Here is a 23402-nt window from a genome sequence, read left to right as displayed (position 1 = left end):
ACGCCGGGTGTACAGCGCGGCGGGGCTCGATCGCGTTATCCGCCGCCCCGGCTGTCCTACAATGCGGATCTCGCCTTACGTACCGCCCATGCAGCTCCACGACGTAAACTCGCGATCATGGCACCGGCCTGTCGACCGGGTGCCGAGCGTCCGCGCCACGACGCGCCAGCGGCTCAACATTCGCAACATTCGCGGCACAAGTCATTGTTACAGCAATACAACATCACGCCCCGTCTACACCCTTGGGCGCCCGCAACCGCTACGGCGCCCGCTCCACCTCCAGCGGAGCACCCGATGCGCATCGCCGACGCCCCACGCCTGTTCGCCCCGATCCTGCTCGCCACAATCGCCAGCAGCGCGGCGGCGCAGACGGCCTATCCCGTGATCCCGGAGCCGATGATCTTCGACATGATGCGTCCGCTTGGTGCGCAGAAAGGCGAAACCGAGGTCAATGCGCTGGCGACCACCAGCTCGCCGTTCCGTCCGCGTGAGGCGGAATGGGCGCCGGAGGTCGAATATGCTTTCGCTGACGGCAAGGCGATCGAGTTCGAGCTGCCGTTCAACGGCAGCCGGCTGGAGGCGCTCAAGCTCGGGCTACAGGCCGCCTTCGGCGCTTCGGCGGACGGGCGCAGCGCGCACGGCGTGCAGTATCTCGGCATCTACGACCGCGATACCGGCCGTTACAGCAACTCGCTGCTCTATATGGCGGGGCACCGCTTCTCGCCGCGTTGGAGCATGATGAACATGGTGGGCGTTGACGATATCGCTCTGCGCCGACGTGCCGGGCGCAACGCGCTGCTCCTCAATCACGCGACCTTCTACGACATGCGCGCTGGCACCGTCACCGGAGTGGAAGTCAACGTCGCGGGCGGGCGGCAGCGCTTCGTCCGCGTCGCACCGCAATGGCATCAGCGCCTCGCCGACAAGGTGAACGTGCAGCTCGCCGCCGGTGCGGAAAAGGAACGCCGTCACCGCGTCCGACCCGCGCTGGGCGTGCGGCTGGTACGCGAACTCTGATCGCGATAGAGCCGCCGCGATGCCGATCGACCTCATCTGCCTCGATGCCGACGACACGCTGTGGCACAACATGCGCTTCTTCGCCGCCGCCGAGCAGGCGTTTGCGGATTTGGTGGCGCCCTATGCCGACGACGCCGCGGCGCGCGCGCGGATGCAGGCGATCGAGGTTCGCAACCTACGCCACTACGGTTATGGCGCAAAGAGTTTCACGCTGTCGATGGTCGAGACCGCGCTGGAACTGGCCGGCGACGATCTGCCCGCCGATAGCGTCCGGCGACTCCTCGCGATCGGGCGCGAGCTGCTCGCGCACCCGGTCGAGCTGCTCGACGGGATCGGTGCCACGCTGGAGCGGCTGGCGGGGATCGGACGGCTGGTGCTGGTCACCAAGGGCGACCTGCTGCATCAGGAAGTGAAGCTCGCCGCTTCCGGGCTGGGGCAGCTGTTCACCGGGATCGAGATCGTCAGCGACAAGCGCCCCGACACGTTCGTGCGCGTCTTTGACCGTTACGGCTGCACGCCGGAGCGCGCGGTGATGGCCGGTGATTCGATGCGCTCCGACGTGCTGCCCGCGCTGGAGGCGGGCGCGTGGGGCGCCTATATCCCGCAACCGCTGGCGTGGGCGCATGAGGCGGCGACGGCACCCGTCGATCATCCGCGCTTCCTGCAGCTGGCGCGACTGGCGGAACTGCCGGACTGGATAGCGACGATCGGCTGATCGTTGGTCGCGCTTGGCCTGCGGCGAGCGGGAGGCGACGCGAAAGCCGCCCCCCTCTTTGGATCAGTCGAATCGGCCGCTCAGGGAGATGCCGACGATCCGCGGTTCGTTGAACACCGCCGCGTTGTAATTCTCGATCACGCCCTTCAGGTTCTTCTCGTTGGTGATGTTACGCGCGAAGGCGGCGATCTCATACTTGCCGTCTGCGGTGGTGAAGCCGGCCTTCAGGCCGAGTTCCAGGTTGTCGTTCGCGAAGAACTCGCGCGTCTTGTAGAGCACGAGGTTCGTATACCCCTGCATGTTCACGTCGCTGGCCACGAAGAAATTGCCGCGATCCGACAGCGGGATGTCGTAACGGACCGCCGCATCGACCTGCCAGCGCGGCGCGTTGGGCAGGGGGTTGCCGTCGATCTGCGCCAGCGTCGCCGGCTGGCCGAAGATCGTCGCGGGCACCGTTGGGTCCAGCACGGTGCACGTCACCGATCGCCCGAGCTGGCAGACCTGCGCAAACACCCGCGGATCCTTGATCTCGGTGTGGATCGCGCTGCCGCCCAGCGAGAAGGTGATGTTGCGGATCGGCCGCCAGTCCAGCTCCGCCTCGACGCCATAGGCATTGGCGTGATCGGCGTTGAACAGCGTGCCGTTCCCATTTGCGTCGTTGCCGTTCAGCTGGATGTCGTTGACCCGGTAGGCGAAGGCGGTGGCGTTCAGGCGCAACTTGCTGGTCGGCTGCGTCTTCACGCCCGCTTCGTACGACATGATCGTTTCCGAGATCGCAGTACTGAACGGCGTGTTGAACACCGCCGAGCGCCCCTGGATCGTCGGCCCACGGAAACCGCGCGCGACGCGGGCGTAGACGCTGGCGGTCGGATCGATCTCATACAGTGCCGACAGGTCCCAGCTCGGCTCCTTGCCGCTCAGCTTGACCTGACGCGCCGCGCCGGCGGGGAAGGTGTCGGCCGTCCCCGCCGCATTGCGGCCCGCACGCACCAGGCGCGTCTCTTTGTCATCCTCGGTATAACGCACGCCACCGGTCAGCGTCAGGCGATCGGCAAGGCGATAGCTCGCCTGCCCGAACACCGCCCAGCTGGTGTTGACGTTGCGCAGCCGTACCCAGTTGTTCAGGTTGCGCCCGGTCTGCCCCGGCGACAGGAAATAGCCGCGCTGATAGAATTCGGTGACGTCGCGGCTGTCGAAGTAGAAGCCGCCGAGCTGCCACTTGAACGCGCCGTCGCCGTTGCTCGCCAGCCGCACTTCCTGCGTCCACTGGTCGAGGTCGCGAACACGTCCCATGCTCTCGCCAAAGCCGACGTTGCCGAAATCGGCGGCCGCGCCGCCATCGGTGTCGCCGCGGCTGTAGCCCGACGTCGTCTCGTAGGCGGTGATCGAGGTCAGCGTCGCCGCACCGAAGTCCCACGCTGCATTCACAGATCCGCCATAAGTCTTGTACGCTTGCGGGTTGTTGTCACCCTCGTCCAGCGCGATACGGTCGCGCGGCTCGAGGTTGATGTTGTTCTGACCCTTGATCAGCGCACCGCGGTGGAACACCGTCGACGTGCCCTCATATGAGCGAACGTGGCCGGAGACATTGATCGACAGCGCCTCGGTGGGCGTCAGGAGCACCTGTAGCCGCGCGTCGCGCTCATCGAAGCCGCCCAGTTTGTCACGCCCGCCGCGCGTGCCGTCGGCGCTCGCACCGGTGTAGGTGTTGTCGATCCAGTCGTCGCGATGCTGCACCAGCCCGGACAGACGAACTGCGATCTTGTCCTGCACGATCGGCCCGCCGACGCCAGCGTCGAACGTCGCGGTGTTGTAGCTGCCGTAGGAGGCGTTGAAGCGGCTCGACCACACCTGCCCGGGGCGGATCGTGTCGAACTTGATGATGCCCGCGGTGGTGTTGCGCCCGAAAAGCGAGCCCTGCGGGCCGCGCAAAACCTCGACGTTGGCGACGTCATAGACCGGGTTGGATTTCAGCACGACATGCTCGAGTACGACATCGTCCTGGACGATCGACACCGGCTGCGAGGCACCGAGGTAGAAGTCGATGTTGCCGAGCCCGCGGATATAGAAGCGGGGAAAGATGCGCCCCGTCGTCGTCTCGGCATAGAGACCCGGCACGCGTCCCGCCAAGGCCAGCGCATCTTCGCCGCCGGCCTGGAAGGTGCGCAGGTCGTCGCCCGTCACCACGGCAACGGACACCGGCACGCGCTTCAAGTTCTCGCTGCGACGCTCGGCGGTCACCACCACCTCGCCCAGCCCGGCGTCACTCTCGTCGGTTCCGAGGGCGGCGGCCGGTGCGGTGGCGGTCTGTGCGACCGCCGGAATGGCGGACAGCGCGACACCGGCGGCAATGCCGGCGAGCAGGATCGATTTCGACGAACGACGCATGGGAACCCCTTATGGAACATTGGGGAAGGGCGATCGGCAGGGTGCGCCGACTCGTGCGGCGCTTGTCCCCCGGCGCGATGGTCGCTGCTTCCCGGTTTCGCGCCGCTAGGGCGCGATTGTGTCGGCATCATGAACGGTTACGAACTATTTCCACGACGTGCCACACCGGTTCCTCTGCAACGGCGCTGTGCCGAAACGGTACGTGCGACAGTGATGGTACACGCAAGATTAACCAGGAAATGTGAACGATCTCGCCGCTTTCCGGAAAATCGTTCGCCGCTCACGACAAGGTTAGCGGCGGATTTGCCAAGCTTATCGCCGTTGCAGGCGATCCGCCGCAGTGGAAAGGATGCGTCAACACCACGACCCACCCCGCTACCGGAGTTCAATTCCATGAAGAAGCTTCTCGCTGCTGCCGCCGTTGCTTCGGCCCTCGTTGCCGCCGCTCCCGCCTCGGCGGTCACCTTCGTCGCGCAGAACGGTTCGGCAGCGGTCTTCGCCAGCTCCGCGGCGGGTGCGCAGATCACCTTCGACAAGGCGGCCACGCCCGGCTTCAGCGTCACCGGCGGCGCCACGATGACCGGCAACGTCTGGAACCAGGGTGCCAATCCCTTCGGCGCGTCCGACAACAACGTGTTCATGTACGTGCTGTCGAGCAGCAGCGCGACGATCTCGTCGGTCGCCAACGCGTTCCGCAACATCTCGCTCTACCTCGGCTCGATCGACGCCGGGAACAAGATCGAGGTGCTCGGCAACGGCGGCTCCGTGCTGCGTACCTACACCGGTAGCGAGCTGTCGGATCCCGCCGCCGCCAACGGCAACCAGACGTCGGCGCAGACCAACCGCCTCGTCACCTTCAACGCGACCGGCAACGAGCAGCTGACCGGGCTGCGTTTCACCTCCACCGTCAACTCGCTCGAGTTCGACAACGTCCGCTTCACGGCTGCGGTGCCGGAGCCGGCGACCTGGGCGATGATGATCCTCGGCTTCGGCGTGGTCGGCTACGCGATGCGCCGCCGCCCGAACCTGCGCTACGCACAGGCGATCTGATCGCGGAATAGCCAGATGTGGGGGCCGGAGCGATCCGGCCCCCATTGTTGCATCAGGTGGCTGACCCGAGCATCTCCGCCCATTCAGCGTCGGTCACCGGGCTGACCGACAGTCGCGATTGTCGAAGCATCACGATACCGGCCAGCGCGGTATTCTGCTTCATCGCCGCCAGCATCACCGGTCGCGGCAGCGTATCACCCGCGCGAATGGCGACCGACACCCATGGTGCCACCACGCCCTCGGGCTGCGCGGTCCGCACCACGTATGCCGTCCCCACTACCGCCTTCTGTGCGACGCCGTGATAGACAAGCACGACGTCGCCGACCGCCATCGCGCTCAGGTGTGCCGCGGCGGCGCGATTGCGCACCCCGGTCCATTCGGTCTCGCGCTCGCGCAGCAGGTCGTTCCAGCCATAGCGGCCCGGTTCGGTCTTCAGCAGCCAATGTGCCACGGAACTTCCTCTAAACCGCGGATGAATGACGCATTCCGCACCGGTTCATGCCGGAGTGTGCATAGCCGCAGCACAGGCTCGCATGAATGCGCGTTGAGACCAACAGGCGAGCGAGTACAGGAGGTCCGACTATGTCTGCGTTTTGGAAGAAGACCGTCTTGGCGACCGGCCTCGTGGCCACCGCCCTCGCCACTGCCGCACCGGCCGAGGCGCAGCGTTACCGGCGCTATCGCGATCGCGGCGGCGACACGGCAGCGGGCGCGCTGATCGGCGGCGTGATCGGCCTTGGGCTGGGGGCGGCGATCGCGTCCAGCAACCGCGACCGTTATTACGATCGCGGCTATTACAACCGCGGCTATTACAACCGCGGCTACGATCGTGGTTACTACGACGACCGCTCCTATTACGCGCCACCGCCGCGGGTGATCTACCGCGAGCGTTATTACGCGCCGCCGCCGCCGCGCGCCTATTACGAGCCGCGCGGTTACTACCGCGGCTATGACGCACCCGGCTATTACGGCTGGTAAGGTGCGGGACGGCGCGGGAGTGAGCTCCCGCGCCTTTTTTTGTGGCCGGGCGCGCCGCTTTGCGGCAATGGCGCAGCATGAGCGATACTCCTCCCGACCATCTGTCGATCGATCCGTCGAGCCCGTTCTTCGATCAGGCCGCCCTTCAGCGCGGCGTCGGCATCCGTTTCAAGGGCGTCGAGCGCCGTGATGTCGAGGAATATAGCATGTCCGAGGGCTGGATCCGTGTCGCGCTCGGCAAGAAGGTCGACCGCAACGGCCGGCCGCTGACGATCAAGCTGACCGGCCCGGTCGAGGCATGGTTCGAGAACGCCACCGCAGGCGATGGCGACCAGGACGAAGCCGACGGGTAAAAGGCCCCTCAAGGCGCTTGCCGGATGGCGAGATCCGCACGTGCAGGCGCGCGGGTCGGTTGGTCAGTTGCAGCGCTCTGGCCGCGCTGTGGCGGCGACATATTCCTGCCGCAGCGCCGTCACCAGCTCGCCCGCAGACATCGCACGCGCCAGTCGCGTGCCTTGTCCGGCCCAGTGCGCGCCATAGCCATGCTCCCCGTACGCCTTGGCGGCGGCGTGTAGCGCCTTGCCTGCATCGTAAGCGATCGGATACCCCGGTGACGCTGGGGCACCGCTCAGTTCGGTGAAGCGATTGACCAGGCAACGCGCAGGCCGACCGGAGATCAGAGACGTCATGCGCGTCCGTCCGCCGGCAGCAAGCGCGCTGCGATAACCTTCATCGGCCGCCGACTCTTCGCATGCGATGAACGCCGTTCCCAATTGCGCCGCCGCCGCCCCAAGCGTCAGCGCAGCCGCAATGCCGGCGCCATCCATGATCCCGCCCGCCGCCACCACCGGGACGTCGGTTGTCCGCACCAGCAGCCGCGTCAGGGCCAGCGTTCCCAGTTCCTCGTCGATCGCCACTGGATCGAACGTCCCGCGATGCCCGCCTGCCTCGATCCCTTGCGCAACGATCGCATCGATGCCGGCGCGTTCGATCGCGCGTGCTTCGGTGAGGTTGGTCGCAGTTGCCAGCGATAGCACCCCCGCCGCCTTCAGCGCAGCAATGGCGGCGGGAGGGGGCAGCCCAAAATGGAAGCTCACCACCGCCGGTCGTGCCTCGACCAGCATCGCCAGCATTTCGGCATCGTTCGCGAAGCTGCGGTAGATCGTCCGTAGCTCGACTGGCGGCGGCGCGTTGAACCGCGCGAACTCTGCTGCCAGCCAATCGCACCATCCCGCCTCGCGTGCTGCATCGGGCACCGGATCGTCATGGACGAACAGGTTGACATTGAACGGCCGCGCCGTTTGCGCCCGCACCGCCTCGATCATGGCACGCCCGGCGGCGGCATCGCCGGCGCCTAGCGCGATCGAGCCCAACGCCCCGGCCTCGCACACCGTCGCTGCCAACGCCGGGGTCGACACGCCGGCCATCGGCGCCTGGATTAGCGGCACCGACAGCCCGAGCTGTGCCGCGAACTCCGTCACGCGGCCTCGAGCGCCTCGCTCGCCGCCATCCAGCGCGCCTCGCTGGCCTCAATCCGCTCGTTCAGGTCGGCGCGACGCTTCATCAACTCCGTCATCGTCAGCGCCTTAAGCGTCGCGTCCGCGCTCGTCGGGTCGAACATCGCCCGATCCACCGCCGCGCGCTCGGCTGTCAGCTTGCCCAATTCCGCCTCGGCATCGCGGGCCTCCTTCTTCAGCGCCTTGTCCGCCTCGCGTCGTCCGGCAGCGGCCTTGCGCTCCTGCTTGGTGCCGCCTTTCGCCTTCTCCGCGCCCTTGCCGTCGCCCGACAGGATCATGGCGATATAATCGTCGAGACTGCCGTCGTATTCGCGGGCGGTGCCGTGATCTACCAGCACCAGCCGGTCGGCAGTCAGCTCAAGCATGTGCCGGTCGTGGCTGACCAGCAGCACCGCGCCGGTATAGGCGTTCAGCGCCTGAACCAGCGCCTCGCGCGCATCGACGTCAAGGTGGTTGGTCGGCTCGTCGAGGATCAGCAGATGCGGTGCCTCGCGCGTCACCAGCGCCAACGCAAGGCGTGCGCGCTCGCCGCCGGACATGCTGCCGACCCGCGCCGTCGCACGGTCACCCGAGAAACCGAACCGCCCCAATTGCCCGCGAACCGCGGCGGGTGAAGCGTCCTTCATCACGCGTGTCATATGCGCCAGCGGCGTGTCGTCAGCCTCCAGCTCCTCGACTTGATATTGCGTGAAATATCCGACCTTCATCTTCGCGGTGGCGTTCATTTCGCCGTCCAGCGGAGCCAATTGCGCGGCCAGCAAGCGTGCAAACGTCGTCTTGCCGTTGCCGTTGCGGCCCAGCAACGCGATGCGATCGTCCGGATCCATGCGCAGGTTCAAGCGTGACAGGATCGGCGTGCCGCCATAGCCGACCGCGGCATGATCCAGCGTGATCAGCGGCGGGCGCAATTCGGTCGGGTTCGGGAAGTCGAACGACAGCGTGGGGTCGTTCGCCGCCTCTGCGATCGGCTGCATCTTCGATAGCATCTTGGCGCGGCTCTGCGCCTGTTTCGCGGTCGAGGCGCGGGCCGAATTGCGGGCGATATATTCCTGCAACTTGGCGCGCTGCGTGTCCTGGTTGGCCTTCGCGGCCGCCAGCTGCGCCATGCGCTCCGCACGTTGCCGCTCGAACGCGTCATAGCCGCCTGGATACAGCGTGATCTTGCCGCCCTGCAGGTGCAGGATATGGTCGACGACATTGTTCAGAAAGTCGCGCTCGTGGCTGACCACGACGATCGTCGCGCGGTAGCTTTGCAGGAAGTCCTCCAGCCACATCACTGCTTCGAGATCAAGGTGGTTGCTCGGTTCGTCGAGCAGCAGCAGGTCGGGCTGCGAAAACAGCAGCGCGGCCAGCGCCACCCGCATCTTCCACCCGCCCGAGAAACTGTCGAGCGGCCGCGATTGCGCTTCCTCATCGAAGCCGAGCCCAACCAGAATCCGCGCCGCGCGCGACGGCGCGGCATAGGCGTCGATCGCGATCAGCCGCTCGTGCACCTCGCCCAGCCGGTCCATGCACCCGGTGCCGTCGAACGCCTCGGCCTCGGTCAGCAGCGCCGCACGCTCGGTATCGGCGGCCAGCACCGTCTCCAGCGGCGTCGACTCCCCGGCCGGTGCTTCCTGGGCGATATAACCGATCCGTGCACCGCGCGGCATGTCTGCTGAGCCCTCGTCCGGCTCCAGCAGTCCGGCGATGACGCGCACCATCGTCGACTTGCCCGCGCCGTTGCGCCCGATCAGCCCGACGCGGCTACCGGGTGGCAGCGCAGCCGTGGCGCGGTCGAGGATCGTGCGGCCGCCAAGCCGCACGGTGATGCCATTAAGAGAGAGCATGCGCGCGCCTGTAGCGGATTGCGGGGTAGGGGGGAAGGGAGGGGCGGGGCCATACATTCCACACGCGTCCACGCGGCGCGAAAGCCTGGAAAGGCGCGTTGCTCTCTCGACCTTGAACGGACGACTGGCGTCAATCCCTCACGGTTGCACACCACAAACTCGTCCGTCGCGCAGCGTACGACCGCACTCCGGCATCTGGCGGCTGGGAAAACCGTTTCAACGCGTGAGCGACAGCGGGAGAATGTGTTCGCGGGTCAATGGTGCCAACGGCAGCGCTGCCGCGGTACGATGATCGACACAGACGGTCTCCGCGGTCTCCGCTGGTACGGCGGGGGCATGCCACGTCCGCACTTGGAAAATTGCGGCTTCGACGATCTGCCTGGGCTCATTGGTGACCGTCGCTACATAGCAACCGAAATGACGTGCCCCGTCATCGTGCAGCGTTAGCCCGATCTCTTCGATCCATTCGCGGTGCAGTGCAGCGACAGGGCTTTCTCAATGCTCGATCTTCCCGACCGCCTGCATGAACCATGCGGTTCCAGCCTTCCTAACCAGCAGCATGTGGACCGCACCATCGTCGATCAACGCGGCCGCTATCGGGATAGTGCGAGAGGTCCTGTTGTCATCACGCTTATGCTAGCCGGCGTTGTCGATCGTTCGACCCGTTAGGTCAGGGAGAACCATGCTGGCCCCACGCTATTCCTCAGGTCCGCCGTCGCATCGAAGCAGGTTTTCGTCGCGCTGCTCGCTGAGGATTGCCCAGCCGGTCAGGAACAGTGCGCCCACGACGGGCCCGACGACGATCCCGCTCAAGCCCAACAGGTCGATCCCGCCCAGTGTCGTCACAAGCACCAGCCAGTCCGGCAGGCCCGTGTCGCGCCCGACCAGCATTGGGCGCAGTACGTTGTCCGCGAGTCCGATCACGAACACGCCCGACCCGATTACCACCGCCGCCTGCCAGACGGCGCCCGTCGCAAGCAGGTACGCCGCCACTGGCCCCCAGATGATTGCCGGTCCTACGGCCGGCAGCAGCGCGGCGACCGCCATCAACACACCCCATAGCAGTGCGGCGGGCAGTCCGACGATCCAGAACGTCACCGCGCCCAATGCACCCTGCACAAGCGCCACGACGCCCGACCCTTTGATCGTCGCACGCACGACCGCGACGAACTTCTCCGCCAGACGCGTCGCTACCGAATGCTCCAGCGGCAACGCGCGCACCACTGCCGTTCCGATCTGCTCACCGTCACGTAACAGGAAGAAGGTGACGTAAAGCCCGACGCCGAACGCGAGCAGGAACGCCGCCGCGTTCGCCCCGATCGAAAGCGCCTGCCGCGTGAGCGTGCTCGCGCTGTTGCTGAGCGTTGCGGTGACGCGAGCCTGCGCCCGCTCAAGGCTGCTCAACCCCGCACTGTCGAGCCATTGTTGTAACCGTCCCGGCAGCGCATCGTGCATCTGTTTGAAGTAGGTTGCGAAATCAATCTGCCCGCCGCGCATCTGCTGATAGACGCCCGCGGCCTGATCGACCACCACGCTCGCCAGGATCATCGCTGGGATCACGACCGCGACGGTGATGACCAGCAGGGTCAGCGCGGCTGCGATATTGCGCCGCCCCGGCCAGCGTCGTGCGAACCGCTGGAAGATCGGCTGGAACAGCAGTGCTGCCAGCATCGCCCACAACAGCGCGCCGATGAAGCCCGACACCACCAGCAGCAACGCGACCGTGATGAGCATCAGGAAGAGGATCAGCCCGCCGTTTTCGACGTGCTGTCGGCGAATGGTCATGAACGAAGCCTCTGCGTTGATCCCGCCCAACGCCGCCACGTGCGGGGTCGTTGCGGAAGGGGAACGCTACCAACGTGCATTAGGTCCGTACTCGGCGCGCGGTATCTGCCCTGCCGTATCCACCGGACATGATCAGGGATACGGCTATCATTGCCATCCGTGGCGATAACGACACCACATCACGTGCGGCGCAATGAAAGCGGCGGTTCAATCGGATCCCAGGAGGATCATCGTCACTCGACGTCGAACGCCCGCCCCACATGCGTCTCACCGCGCGCTGTGGCCAGCCGCTCTTGCCGATGTCGTTCGGCATAGCCCGCACGCTCTGTCGAGGAGCGCGTACGGATGCAGGCAGGGCAACTCACCCCCTCGACATAGTCGTTCGATGCCCGGTCCGCCGCGCTGACCGGCATTCGGCACGCGAAGCACAGGACGTGCGTCCCCAAGGTCAGCCCGTGACCGACCGCGACGCGCTGATCGAAGACAAAACATTCGCCCTTCCACGCGCTTTCCGCCGCGGGCACTTCCTCCAGATAGCGCAGGATACCGCCGTCGAGGTGATGAACCTGCTCCACGCCCTCGGCCTTGAGGAATGCGGTCGACTTCTCGCAGCGGATACCGCCGGTGCAGAACATCGCCACGCGCCGCTTGCCCGCCATCAACGTATCGCGATTGTCGCGGAACCACGCCGGGAAGTCCGCGAAGCCCGCGGTCTTCGGATCGACCGCGCCTGCGAACGTGCCGACCGCCACCTCGTAATCATTGCGGGTGTCGATCACCAGCGTTTCGGGATCGGCGATCAGCGTATTCCATTCGAGCGGCGGGACATAGGTCCCGGCGTCCGTCAGGGGATCGACCGTCACCCCCATGGTCACGATCTCGCGCTTCACCTTCACCTTCAACCGGTGGAACGGCATCGCCTCCGCCCAGCCGTGCTTCAGCGACAATGCCGCGCATCCCGGAAGCGCGCGGATGTGCGCGATCACCGCGTCCAGCGCAGCCGGCGAACCCGCGATCGTTCCGTTGATGCCTTCGCTTGCCAGCAGCAGCGTCCCCTTCACGCCCGCTGCGCGCGCGCAGGCGAGCAGCGGATCGCGAAAGGCATCCGGATCTTCGAACCGCGCGAACCGGTACAGTGCCGAAACGCGGATCAATGGACGAAGCGCGCCACCACGTCGCGATAGCTCCGGCTCACTTTCACGTTTGCGCCCGACCCCAGCACCAGGAAGCATTCGCCGTTGGTATGCGGTTTCACTTCCTTCACGAGGTCGAGGTTGACGATCGTCGAGCGGTGAATGCGCTGGAATCGCCGCGGATCGAGCCGCTTCTCCAGGTCCTTCATCGTCTCACGCAGGATCAGGGTGTTGTCGCCGGTGTAGATGCACATATAGTCGCCGGCGGCGTCGATCCGCTCGATCGTGTCGACGTCGACCCGGAAGATCTGACCACGATCCTTGATGTTGATCATCTTCTCGAAACGACTGGCGTTCACCGCGTCGCCGCCATCGGCCATTTCCGCGGCCGCTTCGGGCGCATGCTCCGCCAACGCCTCCTTCAGTTTTTCGGCCTCGCCCGCGCTTTGCCGCTCCGACAATCGCTGCCGGACACGATCGAGCGTGTCGGCCAGGCGCGATTCTTCGACCGGCTTCATCAGGTAATCGGTCGCCTGCGCCTCGAACGCGCGGATCGCGTGGTCCGAATAGGCGGTGACGAACACGAACAACGGTGGCTCTACGTCCATGAGGCCCTGCACGACCGAAAAGCCGTCAAACCCAGGCATCTGAATGTCGAGGAAAACGAGGTCGGGCTTGTGGGTCTTGATCGCGCTGATCGCCTCGCGACCGTTCTGGCACTTGGCGATGATCTCGACGTCGTCGTGCACCGCCAGGCGGAGTTCCAATCCCTGGATCGCAAGCGGCTCGTCGTCGACGAGGATGGTACGAATGGTCATCACACCTCTCTATTGGGTACTTCGAGCTGGTACGGGATCTCGATCTCGACCCCGAACCCGCCCGTCGGCATGGCGCGCACATCGAAGCGGTGGTCCGGCCCGTAAGCCTGCGCCAACCGCTCCCTGATATTGGCGATGCCCACGCCGGTTGAAAGGCTTGGCCGCGATTTCGTCGGCATCAAACCCGGTCCGGTGTCGGATACGCCGAGCAGCACCCTGTCGCCGACGAGCCGAACGGTAACGCAGATTTCGGCGCCGTCCTCCTGCGGCGTCACTGCATATTTGATCGCATTTTCGACCAGCGGCTGCAGCAGCATCGACGGCAGCCGTGCCTTCTCTGCCGCCGGATCGATCTCGAATTTCGGACGCAGCCGGTCCTCGAAACGCATCTTCTCGATTTCGAGATAGAGCTTCAGTGTCTCGACCTCCTGTGACACCGTGACATGTGCAGTCGGCTCGTTGGCCAGCGTGTAGCGGAGGAACGACGACAACCGGCTCAGCATCGCATTCGCGCGCTCGGTCTGCTTGAGCAGCACCAACGTCGAGATCGAATTGAGCGTGTTGAACAGGAAGTGCGGGTTCAGCTGGTAACGCAGCATCGCCAGCTGCGCCGACGACGCCTGATTCTCCAGGTGCACGTTCTGGTCGATCTGCTCCTCGAGGATCAGGTAGAAATTGATCCCGAAGTACAGCGCCGACCAGCCCGCCAGCGCCGTGAAGCTGAGAAAAAGTGCCGCAAGCAGCAGCGAAAGGTCGACCCCGGGCGCCGCCAGCCGGATCAGGCTGAACGAGAAGGCGTTGAGGGTTGCATAGAGGAAGGTCGCCGCCGCCAGCGTGAAGATCGACAGCAGGATCCCAGTGACGCGCGGCAACCGCCGGTAATGCCCATATAGCGTCGAGAGCAGCAGCGTGATGCAATAGCCGATGATCGACTCGATCAGCACCGAGATGATCACCTGCAACGACGCATTGCTGCTGAGCGACGATACCGAGCGCAGCACCAGGTAGCCGGTCCATCCGACCGCCTGAAGCTTCCAGAACGCCGACGCCTTGTTTTCGAAGAACGGCCGGACGAACAGCGGGCGCTCCGGCGTGCCGGCGTAAGCGGACGGGGCAGGAGCAGCGGAGACGGAAGTCACGGAAGTCGCCATCGCGCCCCCTCTACACCGCCGGCGCGCCCGGCGCAAAAAGGAAGGGCCGCCGCTCCACGAAGAAGCGACGGCCCCGCCGGTCAGGTGGGTGCGATCAGAAGGTGAAACGCGCGCCGATGCGGACCGAGTAAAGCGACTGACGCGACGAGATCACGTTCTGCTGGTCCGGCGCGACGTTCGCTGCGGTGTAACGGTACTGCGCGCACGCCTGCGACGTGTCGCTCACTTGCGCCGCGCCCGGCGCGGTGCCGGTCGGAACCGCGCGTTGCAGGCACTGCACCTGCACCGCAGCTACCGTGTAGGGGAAGCCGTATTCGCGAATTTGGCCCCATTTTCGGTTGATCAGATTGCCCACATTTTCAACATCGGCGAACAGGGTGATGCGGCTGCCGCCGAGGCCGGTGGGCAGTTCCTGCGACAGGTGAAGGTCGATCTTCGTGAACCACGGCGAGTTGAAGCCGTTGCGCGGCGCGACGCCGCCGCGATATTTCGAGAGATCGGTGCCGTTGATGAGCGACTCCAGCGCCGCTTGCGTCTCCGCCGCCGTCACGACGCGCCCGCCCACGGTGCGGTCGCCGTAGCTGACCAGCGCATCGGTGGTTGAGGTGGGCACGTAGAGCAGGTAGCGCGCCTGCGTGCCGACGTTGCCGAAGATCGGGCTCCGGTTCGATGACGCATCCTGCATCGTGTAGCTGTAAGGCTTTCCGATGCGGGTTTCGCCGAACAGCGAGATGTTGGTCTTGTAGTCGCCGAAGAAGGCGCGATCGAGCGTGAAGCCGTACTTGATGAAGTGCCGGACTTCGTCGTTCGAGATGCCGTAGGCCGCGCCGCTTCCGTCGAGGAACGCACCGTTGGCGTAGTTCGAACCGGCCGTGGAGGACGTGGCAGGCGCCTGGTCCTTCACATCCTGGTACGAATAGTTGGCGAACACGTTCAACCCGAAATCGAAAGACTTGTCGAAGCGCGCGACGCCGATAAAGGTCCGGCCGCGCTGAGTGTTCGTCAGTACGATATCCTGAAAACGATCACCGAAACTGGTCACCGCTTCGTAACGGACCCGGCCATCTGGTGTGCGCAGCGCGGTGGCGCGCACACGCTCGTCGGCGAAATAGACCTGATCGCGCACGCCGGACCACAGGAAGTCTGCACCGAAATGCCACCCGCCGCCAAGGAAGCCGCCAAAATCGTTGTCATAGTCGGCCGACAGCGTGCCTCGCCACTGCGATGGCAGCTGGAATTCGGGACGAAGAGCGTTGGTCGGCGCGTTGATCGTATTGGCGGGCAAGCGCACCAGGTCGTTGGCTGCACCCGGAACGGTGGTGCCGTTCACGCCCGTCAGTATTTGTTGCCCGGTGTTGGCCGAGTATGCCCCGTTGTTATTCTGCGTGACGTCAATGCTGTTGGTCAGGAAGCCCGTGTTCGAGAAGCTGTTCGACACGTACACGTCGGGCGATCCGCCGGAGAAGATGCCGATGCCGCCGCGGAACGTAAGTCCGGCGGTCGGCTTGAAGTCGAAACCGACGCGCGGCTGAAACACGCCGCGGCCCGAGATGTAGCTCTGGTTGGTATAGCCGTAGCGATTGAGGAAGTTCTGGTTGAATGCCGGCCGTTCCGATCCGCCGCCGCCATACATGTCATAGCGTGCGCCATAAGACAGCGTCAGGAGGTCGCTTATACGCCAGTTGTCCTGGATGCCGAACGAGTAGGTCTGGTAGCGGAAGCGTGCCGCGCCATTGACAGGATCGAGCGTCGGTACCGCGTTCTGATAACGGAATCGCTGCGCATTGCCGGCTTGGAAGTCGGCAATTGAATCGAAGTAATAATCGCCTGCGGTGCGCTGCACGAACAGGTTGTTGATCTTCGTATCCTGCATTTCGGCGAAGATACGTAGATCGTGGTCACCGCGCGTGTAGCGCGTCTGCACGAGGCCGCCCCAGGTACGGCTGGTCAGCTCGTTCGACTGGCGCGAGATGTCCGGCCCGAACGATACCACGCCGCTGCCCGACTGGCAGTTGGTCGACAGATCGATGCCGGTGCCTAGGCTCCCCGAATTGCTGCCGGCGCCGAAAGTGCCGCGATCAGAGGTCGGCGCGGTGCAGACCTGCATCTGTGCAAAGCCGCGGCCGAGGATCGGATCCTGCCCGCGCAGGTAGTTCTTGTAAAAGCCGCGGACTTCAGTCGAGAAATCGTCCGACCAGTCGGAGTTCAGCTGGGCCACGCCGGTATGCAACCGGTTCGACCCGACATAGCCGTTCGACTCCAGCCCCAGACCCGGTGCGTTGGCGGTGCCGCTTGCCGGGCCGACCTGGGTGTTCTGGCCGAAGCGGATCGAATCCTTGGTGTACATGTACGTCGCCGACAGCCGCTGCGTATCGGACAGGTTCGCATCCAGCTTGGCGACCAAGCGGTCGTCCTGATCGTCAGAATTGTTCAGGACGCCGCCGGTGTCGTAGCCGTAGCGGCTCTGCGCGATCTGCTGGATCTGCGACACCGCTTCGTCGGTGATGTTCGGGATAATCGTGCCGGCATTATTGCCCGGCGTACCTTCGGTGATCGGCGTGCCCGCGCGGATGCGCTCGCCCGCCACCATGAAGAACAGCTTGTCCTTGATGATCGGACCGGAAATTTCGGCACCGTAATTCTCGTACTTGAAGTCCGGGATGGTCACCCGGCCGGTCGGCACGCCCGGACCCGCCTTGGTGCGCTTGCCGGTCAGTTCGTCCGCCGAATAGGCGTAGAAACCGGTGCCGTGGAATTCGTTGGTGCCCGACTTCAGGATGGCATTGATCGCGCCGCCCTGGAAGTTGCCCTCGCGCACGTCATACGGTGCGACCTTGGTCTGGAACTGACCGATCGCATCGAAGGGGACGGGCGAGCGACGGGTCGGCAGGCCGTCCGGGTTCAGACCGAAATTGTCGGTCACCGGCACGCCGTCGACCGAGAAGCGGTTGAAGCGCGCGTTCTGGCCAGCGAAGCTGACGGCGCGGCCGCTGCCTTCGGAATAGTCGAGGCGCGCGAACGGATCGCGGCGCATCAGGTCGCGGACGTCACGGTTGACGGAGGCGACGCTGGCGATCTGCGCCGCCGACAGCACCGTGGCCGGGCCCTGACTCAGGTTCCGGGCGTTGGGCAGGCGCGATGCCGTGACGACGATGTCGGCACCGCCGGCGGTCTCGGCGGTCAACTCGATCGGCAGTTCGAAGCTTTGCGCGACGACGGTCTGGATTTCAGTGACCTGCGTGTTTGCGAAACCCGGTGCTGCGACGCTCACCGTGTAGGGGCCGCCGACGCGCAAGCCGGTGGCGTTGAAGCTGCCGCTGGCATCGGTCGTGACCGTGGACGTGCCGCCGGTCGGTACGTTCACGATCGTCACCGTCGCCCCCGCAACCGGCGCGCCATTGGCGGTCACCGTGCCGCGGATCGCGGAGGTGGTCTCCTGCGCCATCGCGGCGGCCGGGATGACCAGCGCGACAGCAGCCACACCCACGAACAGGTTGTTTCGCATCGAAAAATTTCCCCTTTAGTCCGAAGCGCGATCCCGCGACGGCTTCGTCGTCAGGGGCGCCGATGGGGCTTCAATATGTCGGTTACGTGACACTCACGAGTCGAAACGCGTTGCGCCGCAACACTTTGCTGCGCCGTTGCAAAAAAGCGACAGCAGCAATGACCTGACGCAGGATCAACGCCGTGAAAACAGCCGCCGCCACGCCGGCTTGGCGCTCCCGGATTGCAACACACCACGCCGGAACAGCCGTGCGCCGACGGTAATGAAAATCGCCACCCACAGAAGCTGCCACGCCAGGGCGGCGGCATGGGGCCACCATTGCGTTCCGCCTGCCGCACGCCCCGCCATCGCGAACGGCGAGGACAGGGGGAACAGTTCGGCGGCGCTCGCCAGCCAGCTGCCGGGATGCGACACCGCGGACGACGCCAGCCCGAACATCGCCACCTGCACGATCGTGATCGGCAGCGACAGCATCTGTACCTCGCGCATCGTCGACGCCTGCGCGCCGACCCCGAGGAACACGGAGCCCAGCAGCAGGTAAGCGGTCGTGAAATAGGCAGCGAACAACAAAGCGAACGGCGCGACACCGATCGCCGGACGCAGGTCCTGCAATGCCCCTGCCATGTCGCCGGGCAGCACCAGTCCGATCTGGCTGATGACCGTGCCCCAGAATGCGACGAACAGCACCGCGACCCCGTACATGCCGAGCAGCTTGCCGAGGAAAACGCTTTCCAGCGGCACTGCGGCGGCAAGGATCTCGATGACCTTGTTGTTGCGCTCCTCCGCCATCGTACCGACGACCTGACCGGACAGGAACAGCGTCAGGAAGAAAATTCCGAACACCGCGAAGAACGACGCGGTGCTGCGCCCGCCCAGCGACGGCGCGGCGCCGACCACCCGCTCCACGGTCGGCTCGGCGGGACGGGCACGCGCCTGGATGTCCAACGCGGCGGCATGCGCGATCGCGGCCAGGTAGCGCGCCTCTCCACGATGCCCGGCGGCATAGATGATCGCGGGCTTCGCCAGCGTGCCATGCAGCACGGCGGATACATCGACGCTGCGATCGCCGAGCAGCGCGCGCGGCGCCGGGCCGGGGGGATGTGAGACGATAGCGGGCGGTCGCGCCTCGCCGCCGAAAAGCGGGCGCAGCCGTGTATCGGCCGCGCGCACGGCTGCCATGTCGCCAGCCGGCAACATCACCACCAGCCGCGCCTTGTCCGCCGAGCCTTGCGACGCGGATGCCGCTCCCAGTCCGCCGATCGCGCCGAACGATCCCATGATGACCGGCGCGAACAGGAACAGCAGGAAGATCGGCGTAAACACCGTCGCGGTGAAATCGCGCCGTGCGATGGTCAGCGTCTGGCGAATCTGACGACGCAGCGGGCTCATGCCCGATGCTCCGGCGCAGGCGTGGGGGCGGGGGGCGCGGCCGCCTGCCCGACGATCCGCACGAAGGCTTCGTGCAATCCGGGGCGCTCGATCGAAAGCCCCTTGATGCCGTATCCGGCGTCGACAAGTCGCTTCAAAAGCGTCTCGATTCCCTCTTTTGGTAGTTCGAAACGCCACCCTTCCCCTTGTGGAAGGGCGCTTGGTGGCAGCATCTGCGCGAGGTGGATGTCGGCGTTGTTGGGCACGTATTGTACCTGTTGCGGCAACATCGCCCGCGCCTCCTCGACCGTTCCTTCGAACCGCCGCTTGCCCCCGGCGATGATCGCCAGCCGGTCGCACAGTCGCTGCGCATGTTGCATGACGTGGGTGGAGAACAGGATCGTCGCGCCGCGGTCGCGCTCGGCCAGGATCAACGCCTCAAGCCGTTCCTGATTGACCGGATCCAGCCCCGAGAACGGCTCGTCGAGCACCAGCAGGTCCGGGTGGTGGACCAACGCGCCCAGCAACTGGACGAGCTGCGCCATTCCCTTGGAAAGCTTGCGGATCTTCTCGTCGACCGCGTGGCCCAGCCCCGCGGCTTCCATCATCTCGGCCGCGCGCGCCCGCCCTGTCTGCCAGTCGAGGCCGCGCAATGCGCCCATGAACGCCACCGCATCGCGCGCCTTCATGGAAGGATAAAGTCCTCGCTCTTCAGGCAGATAGCCGACGCGATCGCCGGCATCACGAGGATGATGCGCGCCCAGCAGCGAGCGCGTCCCGGCGTCGGGCTCGATGATCCCCAGAATCATGCGCAGCGTCGTGGTCTTGCCGGCGCCGTTCGGCCCCAGCACGCCGTAGATGGCGCCGCCCGGCACCGCGAGATCGACCCCGTCGACCACCCGCCGATCATCGTACTGCTTCACCAGACCGTCGGCGATGACGGCAAAATCGCTGGATGCCACGCACTTGCCCCCAATTACGAGGGCAGCCTAGCCGTGCCCGGCGGCCGCGCCAATCGCTATCGCCCGAACCGTACCCGCGCGCCCGCGTAGAAGTAGCGGCCGAGCGGTGAGATCGGCTGATCGACCGAATCCACGCCCGGCCGCTGGTCGCCGACGTTATTCACCCCGCCGTAGAAGGACATGGCGTCGTTGACGGCGACCTGCGCCTGCACGTCGTGCTGCCACACCTCGTCGTAGCGCAGCAGCGCGGCGGGCGCATAATCCGGGCTGTTGTCCGTAGCTTGCTTGGGAAAGCGCCGCATCGCATCGACCCAGCGCAGATTATAGCTGATCGTGATGCGATCCAGCGTCCACGTCGGCGAGAAGACGAAGTTGAACTTCGGTCGCCCGATCTGGTCGACCTGATCCTCGGATTGCGCCCCCGGGGTCGCGATCTGTGTCAGCCGGTGCAGGTATCCACCCACAAAACGCAGGTCGATGTCACCAAATCGTCCGGTGCGTACCGCGTAGTTCACGTTTAGATCGAGTCCGGCGGTGCGATACTCCGCGACGTTCTGCGGCTGGATCGTATAGCCGTTGATATAGCCGTTGCCCTGCGCGCGTCGGATCGACGAACAGAAGCCGTTGTCGAGCGATGGCTGGTCGACGCACAAGGAGGCGACGGTGTTGGCGTCCGCCACGCTGATCGCGTCGCGCAGCCGGATGTCGTACCAGTCGACCGCCACCGCGAGCCCGGCGACGAACCGCGGGCGCAGCACCATCCCGGCGGTCCACGTCCGTGCGGTTTCCTGGCGCAGGTCCGGGTTGCCGCTGCGCGCGCCGTTGATGAGCACCGAGGCATCGGGATTGTTGTCGGCAGTGAAGGTGGCCGGGTTGCCGCCGAGCCCGGTGATGAGCGTGGCGCAATTGGCGGCGCGCGAGGACGATCCGCTGCCGCGGTTCTCGACGTAGCAGGGATCTACGAAGTAATTGGTGGCCGGGCCGGTCGGCGCGAACAGCTCGCCGATGTTGGGCGCACGCACCGCCTGACTGTACGAGCCGCGGAAGCTGATGTCGCGCACCGGCGCCCACAGCCCGTTGAACTGATAGGCGCGCGTGTTGCCGATCGTCGAATAGTCGGAATAACGCCCGGCCGCGCCGACCGTCAGCGTCTCCGCGAAGGGCAGGTCGCTCAACAGCGGCAGCTCGAGCTCGCCGAACCCCTCCCACACGTCGAAGGCGCCGCGCGAGGGCGAGATGACGAACAACGGGTCGAACTTGTCGCCCTCGTCATATTGATACCATTGCTCCCCCGTCAGGAAGGCGTTCGGCCGGAACCGGCTGGTCTCGCGACGATATTCTCCGCCGAGCGCGAAGCGGACCGGACCGCCCGGCAGTGCGAACAGCGCGCCGAAATCGCCGGTCAGCGCGGCATTGGCGACCGATTGCGTGACGCGCGCGGTGCTGACGTTGTCGTTGATCGTCCACGCCAGCGCCGCCGGATCGTAGACGTTCACGCCGAAGGTGTTGAGCGGCAGGCACCCGCTGCCGGCGCCCGGCGTAAAGCTGACGGTCGGCACCTGCACGGCCGCGGGGTTCAGGTTCGACCGGCACGTCGCGCGCCCGGTCGCGGGATCGGTCACCACGTCGAGCGCGGCGTAATAGCGATCCTCCCAGCGATCGTTGCGCTTGGTGATCCGCACGTCGGTCTGGCCGTAGGTATAGGAAACGTCGTAGCGGGCATGATCGCTGAGGCGTCCGGTCGCCGCGACGACGCCGCGCCACGTCCGCCGCCGGTCGCTTTCGCCGAGCCGCGGGAAATCGGTGTTGTTGCGGTTCGACGCGAGCACCAGCTGCGAGTTCGCGAACGCGGCGTCGCGGAGCGTCGTCGGGACCAACGGATTGTCGAGCGTGCTGGAATTGCCGGTGTAATTACCCGAGAAGCCGCCGAAGGTGGTCGCGGTCGACTGGACGAACTTGCCCTCGACGCTCAGCTGGAAGGCATCCGAGACGTCGTAATGCGCGAGCAGGTTGGCAGCGTGCCGCTCGGTCTGCGGCAACAGGTCGCCGACATAGCCTGCGACCGGCGTCGCGCTGCCGCCGGAGACGAACCCGCCGCCGACCCTGGTGCCCGGATCGTAGCGCGATCCATCACCGTTATAGAGCGTGCCGCCGATGTCGATCACCCCGGCCGGCGATCCGCCGGGATAGCGCAGGTCGCCGGCCAATCCCTGCTGGAAGGTGCCCGAGCCCGGCCCGGCATAGGCGGGATTGGACACGACATACTGGCGGCGGTCGCCACGCAGATAGTCGCGGTCTTCGTAGCGGACCCGGTCGTCGGCGTTGTATTCGTAATAAGCGGTCACGTTGCCGCGGCCCCCGGCGAAATTGCGCCCCGCCATCACCGAGCCGAAGCGGTTGCCGGCGTCGCCGCGCTCGGACACGCCGAACTGCGTGCGCGCCGCGACACCGTCGAAATCGCGTTTCAGGATGAAGTTGACCACGCCCGACACGCCATCCGCGCCATAGACGGCGGATGCACCGCCGGTCAGCACGTCGACGCGCTCGATCAGGTCGGTCGGGATCGCGTTGATATCGACCGCGGCGGTGTCGATCTGTCCGGCGACATGGCGTCGGCCGTTGACCAGCACCAGCGTGCGGGCCGGGCCGAGCCCGCGCAGATCGAGCAGGTTCAACCCCGCCGCCCCGAACAACTGCCCGCCCGGCCGGTTCGGCCCGGCGCTGTCGCCGCTGTCGACCGAGTTGGTCAACGCGGGCACGCGTTGCAGGAAGGTCGTGACGTTGGTGTTGCCGGACTGGCGGATCGCGGCATCGCCGTAGGAGACGATCGGATTGGGCGCCTGATAGTCGGGCCGCGCGATCCGCGAGCCGGTCACGACGATGTCGCCGGTCGGGGCAGGATCGCTCGCATCGGGTGCAGGGGACGGCGCAGGTTGGGCGGTCTGCGCGAGGGCAGCGTTGGCGAGGGCGGTGGACGCCGCAGTCATCATCCCGGCGAGCCATAGCGCCCGCACGATCGGCGTAGACCTCATTGCAGTCTCCCCTGTTCCCTTGCGTCCCGGTCGTCGTTGGCCGCGCCGGTTCGTTCTGCCGTCGTTCTACGCATCGCCGATGGGATGGTTGCTGTTTCTTGTTGATATAGCGCAACTCCTTGTCCGGGGCGGCGTTCGTGAAAGGTGGTGAAGG

At 65.8% G+C, this 23402-nt stretch carries 17 protein-coding genes; 5 read left to right on the top strand and 12 right to left on the bottom strand.

What is annotated here, in order from left to right; translation table 11 throughout:
• Positions 1 to 294 precede the first annotated feature (294 nt).
• Together SPHPHY_RS0111455 and SPHPHY_RS0111450 are read left to right on the top strand one after the other, a co-directional pair.
• Complete coding sequence (locus SPHPHY_RS0111455; protein ID WP_022686827.1) at positions 295 to 1017, top strand: hypothetical protein; 723 nt, start codon at positions 295 to 297, stop codon at positions 1015 to 1017.
• 19 nt (positions 1018 to 1036) lie between these two features.
• Positions 1037 to 1732, top strand: coding sequence for an HAD family hydrolase (locus SPHPHY_RS0111450; protein ID WP_022686826.1), 696 nt, complete (start codon positions 1037 to 1039; stop codon positions 1730 to 1732).
• 63 nt (positions 1733 to 1795) lie between these two features.
• Here SPHPHY_RS0111450 and SPHPHY_RS0111445 read toward each other — a convergent pair whose 3' ends face one another.
• Entirely contained in the window at positions 1796 to 4120 is a 2325-nt protein-coding gene (locus SPHPHY_RS0111445) for a TonB-dependent receptor (RefSeq protein WP_022686825.1), read from the bottom strand.
• Between the two features lie 393 nt (positions 4121 to 4513).
• On the opposite strand from SPHPHY_RS0111445, the gene SPHPHY_RS0111440 reads away from it, so the two are divergent.
• A complete protein-coding gene (locus tag SPHPHY_RS0111440; protein WP_022686824.1) occupies positions 4514 to 5170 on the top strand; it encodes a PEPxxWA-CTERM sorting domain-containing protein in 657 nt (218 codons plus the stop codon).
• Between the two features lie 52 nt (positions 5171 to 5222).
• Here SPHPHY_RS0111440 and SPHPHY_RS0111435 read toward each other — a convergent pair whose 3' ends face one another.
• Positions 5223 to 5621: an EVE domain-containing protein gene (locus tag SPHPHY_RS0111435; RefSeq protein ID WP_022686823.1), complete on the bottom strand. Its 399-nt coding sequence runs from the start codon at positions 5619 to 5621 to the stop codon at positions 5223 to 5225.
• 158 nt (positions 5622 to 5779) lie between these two features.
• On the opposite strand from SPHPHY_RS0111435, the gene SPHPHY_RS0111430 reads away from it, so the two are divergent.
• Both SPHPHY_RS0111430 and SPHPHY_RS0111425 read left to right on the top strand, forming a co-directional pair.
• Entirely contained in the window at positions 5780 to 6148 is a 369-nt protein-coding gene (locus SPHPHY_RS0111430; RefSeq protein ID WP_231370409.1) for a hypothetical protein, read from the top strand.
• 77 nt (positions 6149 to 6225) lie between these two features.
• The gene (locus tag SPHPHY_RS0111425) at positions 6226 to 6501 is read left to right on the top strand and encodes a DUF3297 family protein (protein ID WP_022686821.1); all 276 of its coding nucleotides are present in this window, start codon (positions 6226 to 6228) and stop codon (positions 6499 to 6501) included.
• Positions 6502 to 6564: 63 nt separating this feature from the next.
• Here SPHPHY_RS0111425 and SPHPHY_RS0111420 read toward each other — a convergent pair whose 3' ends face one another.
• From SPHPHY_RS0111420 to SPHPHY_RS20010, 10 genes are all read right to left on the bottom strand, one after another.
• Positions 6565 to 7629, bottom strand: coding sequence for an NAD(P)H-dependent flavin oxidoreductase (locus SPHPHY_RS0111420; protein ID WP_022686820.1), 1065 nt, complete (start codon positions 7627 to 7629; stop codon positions 6565 to 6567).
• Entirely contained in the window at positions 7626 to 9494 is a 1869-nt protein-coding gene (abc-f, locus tag SPHPHY_RS0111415) for a ribosomal protection-like ABC-F family protein (RefSeq protein WP_022686819.1), read from the bottom strand. Before abc-f ends, SPHPHY_RS0111420 begins: the two co-directional genes overlap by 4 nt.
• Before the next feature lie 696 nt (positions 9495 to 10190).
• Positions 10191 to 11279 carry an AI-2E family transporter gene (locus SPHPHY_RS20015; RefSeq protein WP_051148421.1) on the bottom strand — a complete coding sequence of 363 codons (1089 nt, stop codon included), beginning with the start codon at positions 11277 to 11279 and terminating at the stop codon, positions 10191 to 10193.
• Positions 11280 to 11512: 233 nt separating this feature from the next.
• The gene (locus SPHPHY_RS0111400; protein ID WP_022686816.1) at positions 11513 to 12433 is read right to left on the bottom strand and encodes a rhodanese-related sulfurtransferase; all 921 of its coding nucleotides are present in this window, start codon (positions 12431 to 12433) and stop codon (positions 11513 to 11515) included.
• Positions 12430 to 13230, bottom strand: a complete 801-nt coding sequence (locus SPHPHY_RS0111395) for a LytR/AlgR family response regulator transcription factor (protein ID WP_022686815.1) — start codon at positions 13228 to 13230, stop codon at positions 12430 to 12432. The genes SPHPHY_RS0111400 and SPHPHY_RS0111395 overlap by 4 nt, the downstream gene beginning before the upstream one ends.
• The gene (locus tag SPHPHY_RS0111390) at positions 13230 to 14381 is read right to left on the bottom strand and encodes a sensor histidine kinase (protein WP_022686814.1); all 1152 of its coding nucleotides are present in this window, start codon (positions 14379 to 14381) and stop codon (positions 13230 to 13232) included. The genes SPHPHY_RS0111395 and SPHPHY_RS0111390 overlap by 1 nt, the downstream gene beginning before the upstream one ends.
• A gap of 94 nt (positions 14382 to 14475) precedes the next feature.
• Positions 14476 to 17886 (bottom strand): TonB-dependent receptor, encoded by a 3411-nt coding sequence (locus tag SPHPHY_RS0111385; protein ID WP_022686813.1) that lies wholly within the window; start codon positions 17884 to 17886, stop codon positions 14476 to 14478.
• A 174-nt stretch (positions 17887 to 18060) separates the two neighbouring features.
• Positions 18061 to 19275 carry an ABC transporter permease gene (locus SPHPHY_RS0111380; RefSeq protein ID WP_022686812.1) on the bottom strand — a complete coding sequence of 405 codons (1215 nt, stop codon included), beginning with the start codon at positions 19273 to 19275 and terminating at the stop codon, positions 18061 to 18063.
• On the bottom strand, positions 19272 to 20216 hold the full coding sequence (locus SPHPHY_RS0111375) for an ABC transporter ATP-binding protein (RefSeq protein WP_022686811.1): 945 nt from the start codon (positions 20214 to 20216) through the stop codon (positions 19272 to 19274). Before SPHPHY_RS0111375 ends, SPHPHY_RS0111380 begins: the two co-directional genes overlap by 4 nt.
• A 56-nt stretch (positions 20217 to 20272) precedes the next feature.
• Complete coding sequence (locus SPHPHY_RS20010) at positions 20273 to 23248, bottom strand: TonB-dependent receptor plug domain-containing protein (RefSeq protein ID WP_231370408.1); 2976 nt, start codon at positions 23246 to 23248, stop codon at positions 20273 to 20275.
• Between the last annotated feature and the right edge of the window lie 154 nt (positions 23249 to 23402).

It is taken from the genome of Sphingomonas phyllosphaerae 5.2 (genome assembly GCF_000419605.1).
In the GTDB taxonomy this organism is placed as follows: Bacteria; Pseudomonadota; Alphaproteobacteria; order Sphingomonadales; family Sphingomonadaceae; genus Sphingomonas; species Sphingomonas phyllosphaerae_B.
This window is presented reverse-complemented; position numbering and strand designations above follow the sequence as displayed.

Excerpts from the sequence above, each read along its gene's own strand:
- SPHPHY_RS0111455 (WP_022686827.1), top strand. The coding sequence starts at position 295 with ATGCGCATCGCCGACGCCCCACGCCTGTTCGCCCCGATCCTGCTCGCC.
- SPHPHY_RS0111395 (WP_022686815.1), bottom strand. The coding sequence starts at position 13,230 with ATGACCATTCGTACCATCCTCGTCGACGACGAGCCGCTTGCGATCCAG.
- SPHPHY_RS0111445 (WP_022686825.1), bottom strand. The coding sequence starts at position 4,120 with ATGCGTCGTTCGTCGAAATCGATCCTGCTCGCCGGCATTGCCGCCGGT.
- SPHPHY_RS20010 (WP_231370408.1), bottom strand. The coding sequence starts at position 23,248 with ATGAGGTCTACGCCGATCGTGCGGGCGCTATGGCTCGCCGGGATGATG.
- SPHPHY_RS0111425 (WP_022686821.1), top strand. The coding sequence starts at position 6,226 with ATGAGCGATACTCCTCCCGACCATCTGTCGATCGATCCGTCGAGCCCG.
- SPHPHY_RS0111385 (WP_022686813.1), bottom strand. The coding sequence starts at position 17,886 with ATGCGAAACAACCTGTTCGTGGGTGTGGCTGCTGTCGCGCTGGTCATC.
- SPHPHY_RS0111390 (WP_022686814.1), bottom strand. The coding sequence starts at position 14,381 with ATGGCGACTTCCGTGACTTCCGTCTCCGCTGCTCCTGCCCCGTCCGCT.
- SPHPHY_RS0111440 (WP_022686824.1), top strand. The coding sequence starts at position 4,514 with ATGAAGAAGCTTCTCGCTGCTGCCGCCGTTGCTTCGGCCCTCGTTGCC.
- SPHPHY_RS20015 (WP_051148421.1), bottom strand. The coding sequence starts at position 11,279 with ATGACCATTCGCCGACAGCACGTCGAAAACGGCGGGCTGATCCTCTTC.
- SPHPHY_RS0111450 (WP_022686826.1), top strand. The coding sequence starts at position 1,037 with ATGCCGATCGACCTCATCTGCCTCGATGCCGACGACACGCTGTGGCAC.
- abc-f (WP_022686819.1), bottom strand. The coding sequence starts at position 9,494 with ATGCTCTCTCTTAATGGCATCACCGTGCGGCTTGGCGGCCGCACGATC.
- SPHPHY_RS0111380 (WP_022686812.1), bottom strand. The coding sequence starts at position 19,275 with ATGAGCCCGCTGCGTCGTCAGATTCGCCAGACGCTGACCATCGCACGG.